This is a genomic window from Psychrosphaera sp. B3R10, from assembly GCF_018861025.1.
Classification (GTDB): Bacteria; Pseudomonadota; Gammaproteobacteria; order Enterobacterales; family Alteromonadaceae; genus Psychrosphaera; species Psychrosphaera algicola.
In genome coordinates, this window is the sequence record NZ_JAHKQH010000040.1 from 12,176 (window position 1) to 27,912 (window position 15,737).

Annotated in this window: 14 protein-coding genes; 6 read left to right on the forward strand and 8 right to left on the reverse strand. The window is 40.2% G+C overall.

Annotated elements, in window-relative coordinates; genetic code table 11:
* Window positions 1–65 precede the first annotated feature (65 nt).
* Window positions 66–1,370, reverse strand: a complete 1,305-nt coding sequence (locus tag KO525_RS19885; RefSeq protein WP_215964422.1) for a PAS domain-containing methyl-accepting chemotaxis protein — start codon at window positions 1,368–1,370, stop codon at window positions 66–68.
* A 631-nt stretch (window positions 1,371–2,001) separates the two neighbouring features.
* Between KO525_RS19885 and KO525_RS13840 the strand changes: the two genes are divergently transcribed.
* The 3 genes from KO525_RS13840 to KO525_RS13850 all read left to right on the forward strand — a co-directional run bounded on the left by KO525_RS13840 (window position 2,002) and on the right by KO525_RS13850 (window position 3,554).
* A complete protein-coding gene (locus KO525_RS13840; protein WP_215964423.1) occupies window positions 2,002–2,490 on the forward strand; it encodes an arsinothricin resistance N-acetyltransferase ArsN1 family B in 489 nt (162 codons plus the stop codon).
* A 156-nt stretch (window positions 2,491–2,646) separates the two neighbouring features.
* Window positions 2,647–2,880, forward strand: a complete 234-nt coding sequence (locus tag KO525_RS13845) for a hypothetical protein (RefSeq protein WP_215964424.1) — start codon at window positions 2,647–2,649, stop codon at window positions 2,878–2,880.
* A 23-nt stretch (window positions 2,881–2,903) separates the two neighbouring features.
* Entirely contained in the window at window positions 2,904–3,554 is a 651-nt protein-coding gene (locus KO525_RS13850) for a YdeI family protein (protein WP_215964425.1), read from the forward strand.
* 95 nt (window positions 3,555–3,649) lie between these two features.
* Here KO525_RS13850 and traF read toward each other — a convergent pair whose 3' ends face one another.
* Entirely contained in the window at window positions 3,650–5,128 is a 1,479-nt protein-coding gene (gene traF / locus KO525_RS13855; RefSeq protein ID WP_215964426.1) for a conjugal transfer protein TraF, read from the reverse strand.
* A 323-nt stretch (window positions 5,129–5,451) separates the two neighbouring features.
* On the opposite strand from traF, the gene KO525_RS13860 reads away from it, so the two are divergent.
* On the forward strand, window positions 5,452–6,258 hold the full coding sequence (locus tag KO525_RS13860; RefSeq protein ID WP_215964427.1) for a hypothetical protein: 807 nt from the start codon (window positions 5,452–5,454) through the stop codon (window positions 6,256–6,258).
* A gap of 43 nt (window positions 6,259–6,301) precedes the next feature.
* On the opposite strand, the gene KO525_RS13865 is transcribed toward KO525_RS13860, so the two are convergent.
* The 6 genes from KO525_RS13865 to KO525_RS13890 all read right to left on the reverse strand — a co-directional run bounded on the left by KO525_RS13865 (window position 6,302) and on the right by KO525_RS13890 (window position 13,378).
* Window positions 6,302–9,250: an esterase gene (locus KO525_RS13865; RefSeq protein WP_215964428.1), complete on the reverse strand. Its 2,949-nt coding sequence runs from the start codon at window positions 9,248–9,250 to the stop codon at window positions 6,302–6,304.
* 132 nt (window positions 9,251–9,382) lie between these two features.
* A complete protein-coding gene (locus tag KO525_RS13870) occupies window positions 9,383–10,207 on the reverse strand; it encodes a hypothetical protein (protein ID WP_215964429.1) in 825 nt (274 codons plus the stop codon).
* Window positions 10,200–11,237 (reverse strand): MlaD family protein, encoded by a 1,038-nt coding sequence (locus tag KO525_RS13875; RefSeq protein WP_215964430.1) that lies wholly within the window; start codon window positions 11,235–11,237, stop codon window positions 10,200–10,202. Before KO525_RS13875 ends, KO525_RS13870 begins: the two co-directional genes overlap by 8 nt.
* A complete protein-coding gene (locus KO525_RS13880) occupies window positions 11,227–11,898 on the reverse strand; it encodes an ATP-binding cassette domain-containing protein (RefSeq protein ID WP_215964431.1) in 672 nt (223 codons plus the stop codon). The genes KO525_RS13875 and KO525_RS13880 overlap by 11 nt, the downstream gene beginning before the upstream one ends.
* The gene (locus tag KO525_RS13885) at window positions 11,898–12,644 is read right to left on the reverse strand and encodes an ABC transporter permease (RefSeq protein WP_215964432.1); all 747 of its coding nucleotides are present in this window, start codon (window positions 12,642–12,644) and stop codon (window positions 11,898–11,900) included. Before KO525_RS13885 ends, KO525_RS13880 begins: the two co-directional genes overlap by 1 nt.
* Window positions 12,645–12,766: 122 nt before the next feature.
* Window positions 12,767–13,378 (reverse strand): TetR/AcrR family transcriptional regulator, encoded by a 612-nt coding sequence (locus KO525_RS13890; protein WP_215964433.1) that lies wholly within the window; start codon window positions 13,376–13,378, stop codon window positions 12,767–12,769.
* Between the two features lie 118 nt (window positions 13,379–13,496).
* On the opposite strand from KO525_RS13890, the gene KO525_RS13895 reads away from it, so the two are divergent.
* The gene (locus KO525_RS13895) at window positions 13,497–14,612 is read left to right on the forward strand and encodes an MBL fold metallo-hydrolase (RefSeq protein ID WP_215964434.1); all 1,116 of its coding nucleotides are present in this window, start codon (window positions 13,497–13,499) and stop codon (window positions 14,610–14,612) included.
* A gap of 29 nt (window positions 14,613–14,641) precedes the next feature.
* Window positions 14,642–15,736 carry an efflux RND transporter periplasmic adaptor subunit gene (locus KO525_RS13900; RefSeq protein WP_215964435.1) on the forward strand — a complete coding sequence of 365 codons (1,095 nt, stop codon included), beginning with the start codon at window positions 14,642–14,644 and terminating at the stop codon, window positions 15,734–15,736.
* The last annotated feature ends 1 nt before the right edge of the window (window position 15,737 follow it).

Genomic DNA, 15,737 nt, shown 5'->3' on the forward strand with positions numbered 1-15,737 from the left:
ATTAAATAAGCCGCTATTTTCCATCGATAGCGGCCGATTTATGGCAACAAGCGCTGCATAATTTTTTATGAAAGCTGCTCCACGGCAGAACTAACCCCTACCATTCCTTGATTTATCTCTTTAAACACTCCGTCGACCTGGGTAATTAATTCGGTGCCCAAATTGGCCTTTTCTTGAGTTGCCATAATACTCTCCGACAAGGCTTGTGAAATCGCTTGGTTTTCTTTTACAACATTGGTGATTTCAGTTGTCGACTTGCTAGTACGGGCTGCTAATTGCCTAACTTCATCGGCGACCACCGCAAAACCTCGGCCTTGTTCACCCGCTCGAGCTGCTTCAATTGCCGCATTTAGCGCCAGTAAATTAGTTTGGTCGGCGATGGATGATATTGTGTTTACTATGTCACTGATTTGAGTTGATTGACTGCCTAGCTCGCCAATATTGTTAAACAAAACATTCACGTTTTCGACAATTTCATCCATGATCCCAACACTGTCCTGCAGTAACAATTTTGCTTGTTGAGAAACCGCTTCCGTTTGCATTACAGTAGCCTGCACAGAAGCAGATGCATTCATTACATTTGTGATCCGACTAGTAACGTCTGATGCAAATTTGACGATTCTGATCAGATTACCAGCGCTATCAACTATTGGGTTATAACTGGCTTCTAGCCAAATAACATTGCCATTAGCCGTTTTACGTTCAAATAAACCATGGATATACTCACCTCGATTTAAGGTATCCCAAAACTGCTGGTATTCATGACTATTAACAAATTCGCTTTGACAGAACATCGCATGCGACTTACCTCTAACATCCTCAAGCCGATAGCCAACCGTCTTTAAAAAATTATCGTTCGCGTCGACAATTGAGCCATCTAGATTAAAAGATATTGTCGCCATTGACCTATCAAGTGCGGTTAAAATTCCATCCTGTACATTTGCTTTGTTGACGTGTTGGGTTACGTCAGTGGCCATTTTCACCACAGATATAACGTTGCCAAAATCATCTTTGATTGGGTTATAGGTTGCTTCCAACCAAATGGGTTCATTGTCTCTAGTAAATCGTAAAAACCTATCACTTAATGATTTCCCCGACGCCAACTGACTCCAAAAGGTTGAGTAATCACTCGTTCGTGTATACGCCTCGTCACAAAATATTCTATGATGTTGTCCTTTTATCTCGTCCAGTGAATAGCCGATGACGTTAAGGAAATTGTCGTTCGCATCTAAGATCTCGCCATTTGGAGTAAACTCAATAAACGCAATTGACGCTTTTAATCCCTCTAAAATTTGCCGTGACTTAATATCATGTAATTGTTGAGGAGTCGGTGTATCTACTTGTTTTGGATTTCTTGAAAAAAAATTCATTTTAACAACCTTTGCACGTTCGCCATTTTGTTAGTTCATCCCTTTAGATCTGCTAAAACTATCATGATGGTTTTAAGAATGGCAGAAAGTTTGAAAATTACTAATTATCGAAGATATTTTTATCCACTAATGATTTTAATAACAAGAGGTTCACTACCTTTTGACGGTGCTAAATTCTTACTGGAAATATGGATATTTTCGGCGGTTATATACGATAAGCTCAAGGTTTGTTTAGAGGAGAGGGGAAGTTGAATGAGTAATAAATTATCAGGTCACCGACTTCAATTCGATAACCTGACAATATTTAAATAACAATACCGCTACTCTTGTTATTCTTTTTAGACGCTTTAGCCGCCTTTTTTTCTTTGGCTGTTAAAAGCGGTTTCTTTTTAGCATTCTTTTTACTGTCTTGACCTTTGCTCATGATATTTTCCAATTGTTGTAACGTCATCAACCCAAGGTCAAACATTTAACCTCAGGACTCTTGTTAGCAATGAATCCAGTTAATAACCTAAACCAATGAATAACCTATTGAGTATGTGCGCATATCTACACAATAGATAGGCATTGCAAAAAATATCTAAAATGGCATCTTAGTAATTCTGTAATAATGAACAAAAGTGTCAGCGCTATGATAAGACCAATTAACACGTCAGATGCACAATTCGTAGCAGAAATTTACAATCATTACGTCTCAAATACGACGGTCACGTTTGAAGAACACCTGGTAACATCACAAGATATGGTCGCCAGAATTGACGAATGTAAAACGAATGGACTCCCATGGTTTGTGGCAATAGATGAAAACCAAATCATTGGCTACTGTTATGCGAGCAAATGGAAGGGTCGGTGTGCATATCGTTACTCCGTTGAAGCGACGGTATATCTGTCACCAACCGCGACTTCAAAAGGATGGGGAACCCAGCTTTACAACCAGCTATTATCGCAACTGACCGAACAAGGGATACATGCAGTAGTTTGTGGAATAGCATTGCCAAATGACGCAAGCATAGCGTTACACGAAAAATTTGGAATGGAAAAAGTGGCTCATTTTAAGCAAGTTGGACGTAAATTTGATACATGGATAGACGTTGGATATTGGCAGTGCTTACTTACCTAATTTTAAGGTATCGTTCGCTTTTGCACACTTAGATTAGTTAGCCCTATTTTTAAGATTTAAGTCTGTGGGCCATTTTACCGAGATAAAACAAGGGGGATCTGTGATCAACCTGTTTTCCAACACCATTTGTCACTAATCAATTAACAGGAAACATCAATGAATTTCGAATTTTTAGATCAGGAATTCCTCAATTTTGGCCCTCTAACAGACGCTTTTATTTTGCTATTCAGTGGTCTTATTGTCACATTGTTCGCTAAAGGAAAGCTGTTCATCAAAGCCAAAGACAATGAAGCGAAGAGTAATAAGTCGATGTTAGAAAATATTTTTTATCTCGGTTTGCTGCTTATTTTGGTCAGCTTTATTCAATTTTTTAGATATTTTCTTATATAACAAACTATAGGGTGCGGTTAATTATGACGTCGGATTTACCATCGGAATTACCATCGGAATTACCATCGGAATTACCATCGGAATTACCATCGGAATTACCCCCAAATGTAGTAGCCATTTTAGAAAAATCAGAATGGCATGAAGAGCGTAAATTGCTGCGTGAGATTTTGCTGAACCACGACTTAGAAGAAGACGTAAAGTGGGGAAACTTATGTTACACCCACAACAACAGTAATGTTGCGTTAATTTATTGCCTCAAAGATTATTGTGCCATTGGATTCTTAAAAGGTGTTTTACTCAAAGACACACAAAATTTACTGCAAAAACCTGGGCCTAATTCACAATCGGCAAAATGGATGAGGTTTAACAACAAGCAAGATATTAAAACCCTTAAAACCACTCTCGATGACTACATAAAAAATGCCATTGATGTAGAACGTGCAGGTTTGAAAGTCGATTTCAAAGAAAAAAATGAATTGATATACCCCACTGAATTGCTCCAAGTTTTTCAACAATCACCGGAATTAGAAGTCGCTTTTGAAAACTTAACACCGGGCCGAAAACGAGGTTATATTTTGCATTTTACAGGGGCGAAACAATCCAAAACACGCACATCTCGGATCAATAAATGTGTCGCTAAAATAATGTCTGGCAAAGGCTTTAATGAACGTTAGTCACTTTAAAAATTAAAGTTTTTGACTTTGTTGGTAAAATTCAGAAGTCAGCTTAGGTGTAAATAAAATAGCGTGTTGGGAAACATTCAAGACCACTAAAATGTTAACCCAATTTGTAATGCAGCACCGAGTTCGTCGTTTTTTTCAGACTTTGCCACAGCAATATCGACATTAAGCTGATTAGTCGAAAAACCTAACCCAATAGAGGGCAATGTCGCCCCATTAACTAAGTTCTTTCGAACGCCAAAACGCAGTGCACCGTAACCTGTCATCGGTAATTCGATACCCAAACTGGCATATTGTTTGTTTGGGTCAAATCCAATGGGATCATTTGATGTTAAGTCTACATCCCCAACTAGATGAAAGAACGTTCCCTGATACGACACGCCGAATCTTGCAAGGGGTCGATATTTAATGGTGTTATCAAGCGCCGTTAAAAAGTCATAAGGTAAGACATTTTTGACCACCAGACCCATTTTTGTTGTGGAATTAAAATGGTAACTCACTCCAATATCGGCGTTGAATTTATTATATTCGGTTTGGTTTCCTTTTGATGTCACTTCGCCAGCACTGACATCTGCAATATCTGTTTCAAAGTCAATTGTCGTTAGCTGTAACTGTTTTAAATTTATGCCCACTGTGACCCCCTGAAAATTAGCAAAGGCGGTCGCAAAACCAATACTCGACTCACTAATAAATGCGCCTTGCACAGCAATAGTCGACTGCAATTTATTACTTGGTTTATAACGAATATATTGATTTAGCTGTGGCGGGTTATTGATTGCATCTGGATCCTTCAAAGCGGCTTCTAAGTCATTTAATCGTAAGTATTCTTTAAGATCTGTCGCCAATCTACCGGTATCAATGGCTTCTTCGATAAGTTGCTGCATTCCAGGTAAGTAAAAATAGTCTTCAAGTTTTGAAGTTAGTTCTCCTGAATCGATCGACGTATTAATAAGCGCTTCAAGAGTGCTCAAATCAAGTTCATTTGCTAAAGCGATTGTATCTTCGACGTTGTCGGCAATATCGGCCATTATGTTTAAAATTCGAATTGCTTTACTGATTTGTTGCTGGTCATCCTGATTAAAATTAATTTGGGCACCAACAACATAATAACGACGGTAATGTGCGCCCCAAGCTGTTGCATGACCAGTTTTACCCGCTGATAACTGGTAGGAAGCACTAACTCTTAGAGGTTTATTAGACAGGTTATTTAGGTCGTTTTGCCATTGTGCCGCGGCACCGGCTACAACTCGAATGTCATTTGAAACTAATGTACCTTGGTTAAAACGTGTTTTGGCGAGTTGCAGTTGAGTATCAAATGCCAATTGCGCATTATTTTTTTGGTATTCATCGACGGCGTTAATAAACCCATCACGGTCTAATATTCTCGCGCCTAAATAAGGCACCGAAAAAAACACATTGGATTTGCCAGAGGTGACCAATAAAGCAGGGTTAAACAAGGTTGCGTTGTAAATAGGCGAACTTGCAACTCCCGCACCTCCTAGCGCCATCGATCTAGGGTCGAAAGACAAAAACGAAACCGCAAAAACATTGCTAGAAAAAACCAGCAATAACAGGCCAGTATTCTGTATCGTAGAAGCTATTTTGAATGGATAAAAAATCTTAAAACCACTAAGAACCTTGTTCTTTTTTAGTCGAGTGTTTAATAGGCTTAGTAACAATTTGAATTTACGTGGGATCATTTTTTCTTAGTCTGGTATAACAGCATCATATAGTTTACACAGGTCACCAACGTTTGCCCCATTTTCTCACTGTTCAGACCGTTAAAGACGAACAACGAGCTCATTGCTGTCGCCAAACTTAAGGATGTTTTAGTTTTTATAATAAAAATATACACTGGTAAACATGTATTACTCGGTAATAAGAATTAAAAATGGAAACCAAACTCGTTGTTGCAATTATTCATGGCATGGGTGATATTCACCCCGACTTTGCAGACCAATTTATCGATGACGTTTGTGACCAAATCTCGCCTGATGTGTCACCTCAGGCCATAAAATTTGTCCCTATCCATTGGGGGTATATTACACAACCAATTCAAGATCAGTTCTATCAAAGAGCAAATGCGGTGGCAGACTTAGATTACAAACCCGTTCGTAAATTTATTTTGTCAGCACTAGGCGACGCCGCGGCCTACCAAAAAAAGCCAAATCAAACGAATTCAACTTACCAACAAATTCATTCGGTTGTTAAGTCCAAACTTGATATCAATGTACCAGACAATACGCCACTAATTGTTGTTGCCCACTCTCTTGGCTGTCACATTATGTCGAATTACTTGTGGGACAAACAACACCACCCTGACCCGGCAGCCAGCCCGTTTCAAAATGGCAAGACGTTAGCCGGTATGTTTACTCTCGGTTGTAATATACCGTTGTTTTCATTTGCTGAAAGCGATCCACAGCCGATAGCATTCCCGGGCAATGTCTTATCTTCAACGCTCAAACAAAACGCGCGCTGGTTTAATTATTTTGATAAGGACGATGTCTTAGGTTACCCCATTAAAGTCATTAATGAGGCCTACAATAAGGTGGTGGACGAAGATATTGAAGTGGATATCGGGGGCTTACTTCGAAGCTGGAATCCATTTTCACACGACGTTTATTGGTCGGACAAAGACATAATTAATCCAGTGGCCAAATACCTAAGCACAACACTCAAAATTCTCGATAACGACTAACTTTACAGTGCATTAACGAGAATATTGATTTAACCGCAGAACTTTAATCAAGCGGCGTTATTACAATGCCGTAGAGATCAAATTGGTTAAGTTGTCCATCAACGCCACCAGCAGATGAATACGTCTCGTTTGTTGTTAGATAGCTCATGTTATAAAAATCGGTTAACGACAAGGTATATTGTCCGGCTTTTAGGTCGAGGTATATGGGTGTCGACAAACCAATCCCAGCATCCGGTTTAGTATGCGGCATTTGTACAATCTTCTCAGCAACATGCATATCGCCTAGTCGAATATTAGCGGCCTTCACTCCCGCGGTTATACCGGTATTAATAGAGTGATTCAAATTGCGATATCTAAATTGTAAAGCGACCTTACCCGGCGTCGCTTGTTGCCAAGATAACTCAAACTTGTCGGTTGCTGAGCCCCAATTTTGTAGTGTATTGCCAAAGGCTGTTGGGGTAATTTTAATGTTGCTAACAACGGTGTTCGAATCAACATCCACTTGCGTAGCTTGCCCAGCACAAACCGTTTTACTCAAATGCGATACAGTCCCAGATTGCTTAAATTGGGCACTAACGTTGTAGCAGGCGTTTTCTTGATCGCTCAGCGGACTATCTTGCCATGTAGACTGAGTTAAATTTTCAGCCACTAATAAACCATTTTTATAGACATTAAATGTCACGGTTGCAGTGTTAACATCGTCTATATGAAGCTCAATACCGCTATCTATTGCCGCCAAAGTTAAGTTAGGTTCAACCGGAGCAAAATGTTGAACGTTATCGTTCGATGGTAAACCCGTCACTAATGTCATTTTGTTGTCCGTACTTTGTTCAACAAGATCAACCGTTATCTCGTTGTTTTCTAACAACATAGCTGCCTCAAGGGTATTTGTTTTTAGCACTTGGTTATTGAGCTTAATAGTGCCTGCGCGTAAGACCTGTTTAGCGCTGTAACTCGATGGTAAGTTGAGCGTTAGTGTAATTGACTTCCCTAACCAATTAAGTTGATGCAATACCACTTCTGTTTGGCCTGAAAAATAATGTAGGGCGACGTCAGTCGGTAAATACGGATCAATTTTTAAGGTACTTTTTGCACTTAACCCATCTGAAGCACTATCGACACCAAAAATTCCGCTAACCACCATGTTGATGTATCCGGCTACTGACCATAGTTGACGCTTGGAGTTAATTGCGGGTCCCGATTGTTGTGGCTGCTCTCTATCTAGCCAAATTGATTGGCCAGACAACCACTCTAAATTTTCCATATTGGATAAGTTTAACGCCGCGCCTCGAATAATAGATTCAATTGCGTTCGTAGCAACCGCCGCGTTGTTGCCTCGTTTAGCCGCTTGCAAACCAAAGGCCGTGACAAAAGGCCAAATTGCACGATTATGATAAATTTGAATACCAGGTTGTTGTGGAAATATAACCGGAGCCCCCATCTTACTGTGAGGGTATCGCTTAAGTATCATTTCCGTTTTTGTCTGGTCTGCAATACCAGTAATTATCGCCAAAGACTGACCAAGCCAGTCGTATTTTTGCATTGCGACTGGGTAATGATGGCCACTCGACAAGCTTGAGTACAACCCCTGTTCTGGCAACCAGAAAAAATCATTAATATGTTGTTTTAGTTCATCAGCCCACTGTTGGTAACGGGTGGCGACTTTACTGTTGTTCGTTTCCGAGGCCAACTTAGCAGCCAACGTTAAGGCCTGATAATGGGCGACATTAGTTGAAAGCGACATTGAAGTTGCCATTGAAGATAAATCATCAACTATCCACTGGGCATAACTCTGTTCACGCCAATCGAGGAATGACTGCTCGCCTTGGTACAATCCTACGGTAGAATTAAAGATGGCGATGCGGTCTAATTCGATAGTATTGATTAACGCATCTAATGCTTTCCTAGCAAACCGCGAGCGTTCATTATCTGCGATATTGGCAAGGACCGACTCGGCACCAAATGCCCATGTCACTCTGTCCGTGCTGATTGGCCAGCTGCCGCCACTGCCAGTATCTTGTAATATTTGGGTTCCGGCATCAGTCATCAATTCACTTCCGGTCACTGAAACTTCTTCTCTAAATGGCGATGTTTTAAAGAGCAGTGAATTAACTACGCGTTTGGGGTCAAAAAAGCCCAAACCTAACTGTGCCGCGTAAGATAAATCGCGAGTCCAGACGTAATTCCATTTTTCTCCTGTTTCAAAACAGGGACATGCAATGGCCTTACCTAGGTTGTAGTTTCCATCTTTGATATTGGCAACCGAGTTTAATTTCATCTCATCCATAGAAAGCGCAAACAGAGCATCAAACGCGATATTGCCGCTGCGCACATAAGGCAGATTTGATGATTCGCTGTATGTTGAGTGTTGTGGTACGGGGTCACGTAATAACTGCGTGGTGGCATGTACATAGGTTTTTAATTGACCCGTCGTCTTAGCCACTGAAAATGTAGCGCGCTGCTCCTGTCCTAAAACATCCTCATACTGCAATTGAGTTATACCCTTGTCACCGTGAGGCTGTTCAATACTTGTTGCTTTGAACAAAACATTTTCAATAATAAGATTAACGGGCTTAACAGACGTATCTACGACAATATCAAATTGTGCTGGTTGTGGAGTGAGGATTTGGCTGTTGTAGTCGACGTTTTTTTTAGCCAACGGAAATGCAGTGTTTTGATCGTGCTCTAAATCAATGACATGATCGGATGCCAATAACATTTGAAGTGACCAGTCATTTGACGCCACTTTAAACGCGTGAATACCAAGGCCAACAGATATAGTACTGCGGTATTTGCCCGATGGCTGTTTTACCAGAGGGTTTTCAGTTCCCCAACCGTTAAACGCGCCACGAATATACAAATCGTCCTGTGATAGATCAGTATTTGTTACAGCCTGTTTTGAACAAGACACGATAGTTGTCAGAGCCAATGTTGTTAAAACCAATGTAGTAATCGATACCATTAACCCTAGTTTCTTTGTGACCAGTTTCAAATTACACGTCCATTAAATTAATCTTTTACGTGCGTTTAGTGTATGCAGGGGGAAGGGGTGGAACAATATGTGATTGCGCCATAAACTTGATTTCATACGTATTCATCACCACAACCAACAAGATTTTTAGTTTTAGATGACTTTCAATTCGGTAATGCGCTTAGCTTGTTGTTGATAATACTGTGATTTTTCAGGTAGGTTTTGTTGTGCAAAAAAGTCCGATAACAACAAATAACAATCCGCTATTTTATTGCTTTGCTCTAACATCGAAAAATGCCCTATTGCGTCTATTAGAATAGGCTCAGCCAACTCGTTATTTTGAGCCGTTAAGTATTTCCCGTACTGAAATACCGCATAAGAAAATATTTCGATATTGTAAAGTCGACCTTCGCTTTTTAGTTCGGCAAGGACATTGTAGCCTGTGGCGATGGTAGTAACAGGAACACTCGAATTATCGTACACCCAACTAACAAACTGGTAAAAAATACGTTTTTCAGGTTCGTTTTTAAAAGCTTTTTGCAACGTGGACAAATGTTCAAGGGCGATATCGGTATTGCCTAAATACTGCTGATATTGGGCTTTTACATACAATAATGAATTTTTCAAACCAACAGGCTCAAATTGCTCGATTTGAGCCACAGCGTCCATTAATTCTTTGGCTTTCTCGACCTCGTTCAATTTTAAATACACTGCTGCACGTTTTAATTGTGATAAACCAAAACCGTATTTGTCGTTTCGTTTTAATGCGTATTTTTCTGATTCTTGATAATAAACCAGCGCTTCTTTATATTGACCTAACTGACGTTTGTCGTCAGCTAACGTTAATAACGCATTGCCTACCGACTGCAATGTCGTCACTTCGTATTGTTGTTTATCTACGCTCGAACAAGACGTTAAACCTAAAACAACTGAGATAAGTGATCCTAAAAATATCAAAGATTTGATCGAATTAATCATTCATCTCTATTCCTTTTGGTGGTTTGTTTTTTTCTATTCCGCCTTTAAGTAATGGATTGTTGTTTACGCCCTGCAGCGTTTTGTCCATCCGGTTAAGTACTTTTAATAGGGTATTTACAGTCACAGCCAATTGCATTCGTTCAGCGTAGACTTCATCTATCATACCCTTCACTAAATTAAGGCTTTCGTTTACGTTAGTCATTATCTCTGGTAGCTGCCCACCTGTGGTTTGCTCCACTAATCCGATCGGATCTTGATATTGAGCAGACACCGATTGCAGTTCAGTTATTAAAGCTTCGGCTTCACTTAATAATCCATCAATCTTAGTTTGCGTTAAAGGGACATTAGCTAAAATTTGATTCGCGTTTGCGATCAGCAATTCCGTTTCATTCACCACAGAACTGCTGCTAAGTTGCTGACTTAAGATCAGTAAATGGTCACTCATCGACGCAACTCGATCGAGTATTTTAAACAACGAACCGTCTTCTGGATTATCTGATTTTTGTAGGTTGGTGAGCAAGGTATTGACGCTTGAGATGATTGAGTCCACGCTGTTTCCTGGCTTAGAGATAATGCCTTTTTTAACAAACATACGGCCCACATCACTATCAATGTATGGCACCATAGACCCTGCAAATAAGGGATCATAGCGATACCCAGCCAACTTGTTGGGCATGAGCAATTCAAATTCGGTCGCATTGTTCAAAAATACGTTTTGATTGCCTGATAAAACCGCGTGTTGAATTATTTTAGGCTGGTAATCAATAAATACGTAAAAGTCGACTTCGATATCGTTGGTCTCTTCATTTAAACTGAAATCTGAAATTCGACCAATTTCGAGCCCTTTGAAATAAATGGGCGGTTTTGCGCTTAACCCTTTAGCGTCGTTTAAAATCGTTCGGTAATAAACCTTATCTACCAATGCTTTAGTATTAATCAAAATGATCACAGTGAACGCAATAAGAAAGGCCAAACCTGCCGTCACAAAGGCAAATACGATACGGTTAGTACGATTAGCGTTATTTAACATCGTGTTGCCTTAAAATACCTTCCGATAATATAAAGTGTCGTGTTGCAAATTCTACAATAAGCTCATCATTATTTGACAATAATATGATTGTTGAACCTGCCCGTTTTAAATCGCTTAATAATGATTTGACCACATCTTCGTAGCGTTGGTCTATCTCTACTAAGGGGGCATCCCAAATTAAACATTTAGGTTCGAGTAACATTCCTCTTACAAAGCCCGCTAATGCTGCCTGTCCAACCGATAGAGCATCCATTCGTTGAGACAAAAACTTGGTTATACCGACCAGTTCAGTTAGATGATTTATTTTAGCCAGCTTATCCTCTCTACTTAAGTAAGGATAATGCAAATTGAGTGGTAACAAAAAGTTTTCTAACAAAGACAAATTAGAAATCAGTGCTGGACGTTGAAATATTGTGGAAAAGCACTTTCTAAAATGTTGATTTTGTTGCTGGTTCATTGAGTATATTGCTTGCTCATCGACCAAAACTCGACCTTTATCTGGTTGAATTAATCCGCATAAAATTGAAAACAACAGCGATTTTCCGTTACCCGACGGTGCGGATATCACAATTGACTCCCCACTTTCGACATTAAAACTAACATTACGCAGCAGTTTTACGTCACCTCGATTGTGACTGACGTTTTGCATATTCACGTTCATTACATATTCACCAAAATCATGTAAAGCCCGGAACCGATGGCATTGACCATCACAACCGCGATAACTGAACCACCCACCGCTTTAATATTTCGCTGTGGAACCTCGGTAATTGCCCGTTGGACGCTGAGACCTTGAAAACTACTGATTACGCTGATGAAAAACCCAGACATCACAACCTTGAGCACCATCATAAATAAATCAAGCGCTTCGAGTTGGTCCATTAACCGAGTTACAAACTCCACCAAGGGGATGTTTTGAAATAAGTTACTTATGAGAAAGCCACCAAATATACCAGTCATCAAAAAATAGCTCATCAGAATAACCAAAGATAAAATCATTCCGATAACGCGGGGCGTAACAAGATAGGAGATTGGCGCGACGCCCATGCAAATTAACGCGTCAATTTCCCGATTAACCCGCATATTGCCTAACTCAGTGCAAATGGCAGTTCCTGAGCGGGCTAAAATAATGAGACAAACGATAAATGGACCAAGATCACGAACCATGGCAAAGATAAGTATTTTGTAGATCCACTCTGTTTGACCAATCGAGGTCAACAAAGGATACCCTTCGGCAATAATGATGGCACCTAAGACCAAAGATAATAGGGTACATAGACCTAATGCCTGAACGCCAGTGAATAAAACCTGCTTGACCAAGACATCAAAACTGATGGCTTTATTACGGCGGAAGTGGATGAGGTCGTCGATAACCTCTGCGGAAAATATTGTTAGACTGTTTGTCATATTTATCGCGCTTTATCCAAAGAGTTTACAGCCAATATTGGCTATAAATTAAGTTAACTGCCTTATAATCATACGTTTCAGACCAACAATCAACCTCTAACTCAATGGCAATTTCAATTCGTTTATATTTGATAATAACCGAGGATCATACCAACTGTTGTTTTCGCTAATTGGTCAATTTGTTCAGCATTCAATTCTGGCTTCATTCGCATAAACTGCGGCCAAAATGCTTGCCCTTTAAGCAGGCTAATGATCTGCTCATTAATAAAATTCACATCAGTTAATTTAAGTCTTTTATCCGCTTGAGCAGCCTTTAGCCAACGCTTCATTGCGGTTTCTTGTTGAAAAAACTGCGCCATATTTTCCTGTAACGCTTCTGGATTAAACAGCCAATAGCCCATGGAAACACGGATTAGTTCTGATATTTCAGGGCAGCACATAATACTTAATTCATTCTTAATTAAGATTAATAATTGCTCGTCGAGCGGTTTATCCGGCTGGTAGTTAAAATCAAATATTGCGATGTTTTTCTGCCAAATTTCTTGAATAAGTCCAGTGACCAAAACTTCTTTGCTGGGGAAATGGTTATACACAGTACGTTTTGACACTTCCGCCATTTCAGCGATCTTATCCATACTGGTATTGTTCACACCAAATTGTTGAAATGCCTGCATTGCACTTGTCACGATAGCTTCGCGCTTTAATTCGCTTCGAGTTTTTTTTATATCAGTCATCACAAATCCTCAATTCCCAGACGCCAAACTTAGCGGCCAACATTTTTACACTAATCAGTTTACTTTTCAATTCATTCACTTAAACTACACCGTGCAGTGTACTTTGTGAAGAGATGTTATGATTAAATTATTAGGGGCAGTCATTATGGCGATTTTGTTAACTGGATGTGCAACCGAACCCACTAAAACTTTTGAAAATAGTGAAATTAAATACTCATCTGATTTGGGTCAACTTTGGCAAATTGCTAAAGCTTTCTGGAACGACGACCGAAAGTACGCAACCCCAAAAGAGGCTATTCCGATGGCCAAATTAACAACGGAAATGCTCACATCAAGCCACGAAGACGCTGTTTTTAAACTAGGTCATTCTTCGGTTTTACTTCGCATTGATGGTGAATTTATTTTATTTGATCCCGTCTTTAGCGAACGCGCCTTCCCGGTCCAATGGATGGGGCCTAAACGTTTTCATCAAGCACCAATTTCAATTGACGATTTGCCGCATATTACCGCTGTCGTTATCAGCCATGATCATTACGACCACCTAGATAAAAACGCCATTAAACAACTCGCTTCAAAAGTAGACCGCTTTATTACGCCCCTTAAAGTAGGCCAGCACTTAACTGATTGGGGCGTGGATAGTCAAAAAATTATCGAACTTGATTGGTGGCAACAAACTAATGTCAAAGGCGTCAATGTTGTCGCCACACCTTCACAGCACTTTTCTGGCCGAACATTAACCGACCGCGACGAAACATTGTGGGCAAGTTGGGTTATTCAAGGCTGGGAAAACAAAGTGTTTTTTAGTGGTGACTCAGGTTACTTCTCTGGCTTTAAAACTATCGGAGAAAAATTCGGACCGTTTGACGTCACGCTTATCGAAACTGGCGCTTACAACAAGCTTTGGTCAGAGATTCATATGATGCCAGAACAGAGTTTACAGGCGCATATTGATTTGAACGGTAAAGTAATGATCCCGATTCACAACGGTACTTTTGACCTATCTCTACATGATTGGTTTGCCCCTTTAGAATCTATTTTCCAATTGGCAAGTGACAATGACGTTCGATTAGCAACTCCTATTTTTGGCGAAGCACTTTTGATCAACAACGCTAAAACCAGCAAACAACCCGCGACGACTTGGTGGCGTAAATTTATGCCAATCGATGAGCAATCAGCGACGTCTGACTATGGACCTAACAAATTAACTCCATCGTTGTCCTCTGGCGGCGAATAACCATATTTTTATTTTATTCGGAATTAAACATGATCTCTAACAATACGTTCACTACATCTAAATTGAAAAAACCAACCATTCTGCTAGGGGCATTTTTGGCGTCTATTTTTATTGCAGGTTGCGCAGAAGAAGAGGTGCAAACTGAAACTGCCATCATCGAACCAACTGTTAAATTGTCAGCTGCTACAGATATGCCAAACTTTTCTGAATTTGAATTTCCAGCAGAAGTTTCAGCGGTTAAAACTATCGACGTGAGTTTTGAAGTCGCCGGTCGATTGCAGGACGTAAATTTGCGCACGGGTTCTATCGTTAAAAAAGGTGACTTACTTGCTCAAGTCGATCCAACTGAATTCACTCAACGCCTTAATGAAGCTAAAACCCGTTTAGAACAGGCGAAGCGAGATTTAGATCGTGCCACCGCCACATTTGAAAAAGGCCTTGCAGCCCAAAGCCAACTCGATAATGCAAAAACAAATTACGAACTTGCTCAAATTGCAATAAATCGCGCGCAGAAAGATTTAAGTTATACCTCGGTTAAAGCGCCATTTGATGCACAAATTTCACAACGTCTTGTGGACAACAATAACTTTGTAAAAGCGGGGGACATCATTGCTAAATTGCAGGATGTGTCACGATTTTATTTTAATATTAATGTCCCTGAACGTTTATTAACTGGCTACAAACAAGGCGCAGAGATTGAAGCCGCCGCAAGCATCATTTCAGCACCAGAAAAAATGTATCAATTAGAATATGTTGAACATGCCACGCAAGCAGATCCGATTACTCAAACATACAAAGTCGTTTTTGCTGCGGCAACGACCGATCCTAGCCTGACACCTGGGGCACGAGCCAAAGTCTTACTAAAACTAGGTTATCAACGTTATGGCGATGGTTTATTAATTCCTGTTACGGCACTCGTTGGCAATAATAGCGAAGGGTTCCACGTATGGAAATTTGATCCAAAAACCCGTGAAGTTGTAGCGACTGAAGTCGAGGTCTTGTTTGTTAAAAACCAGCAAGCACTAGTGAAAAGCACACTAAACGCAGGCGATGAAGTGGTTGCTGCTGGTACTACGAAGATGCGCGAAGGCCTTGTTGTTAAACCTTACAATGCGGAGCTGTAAT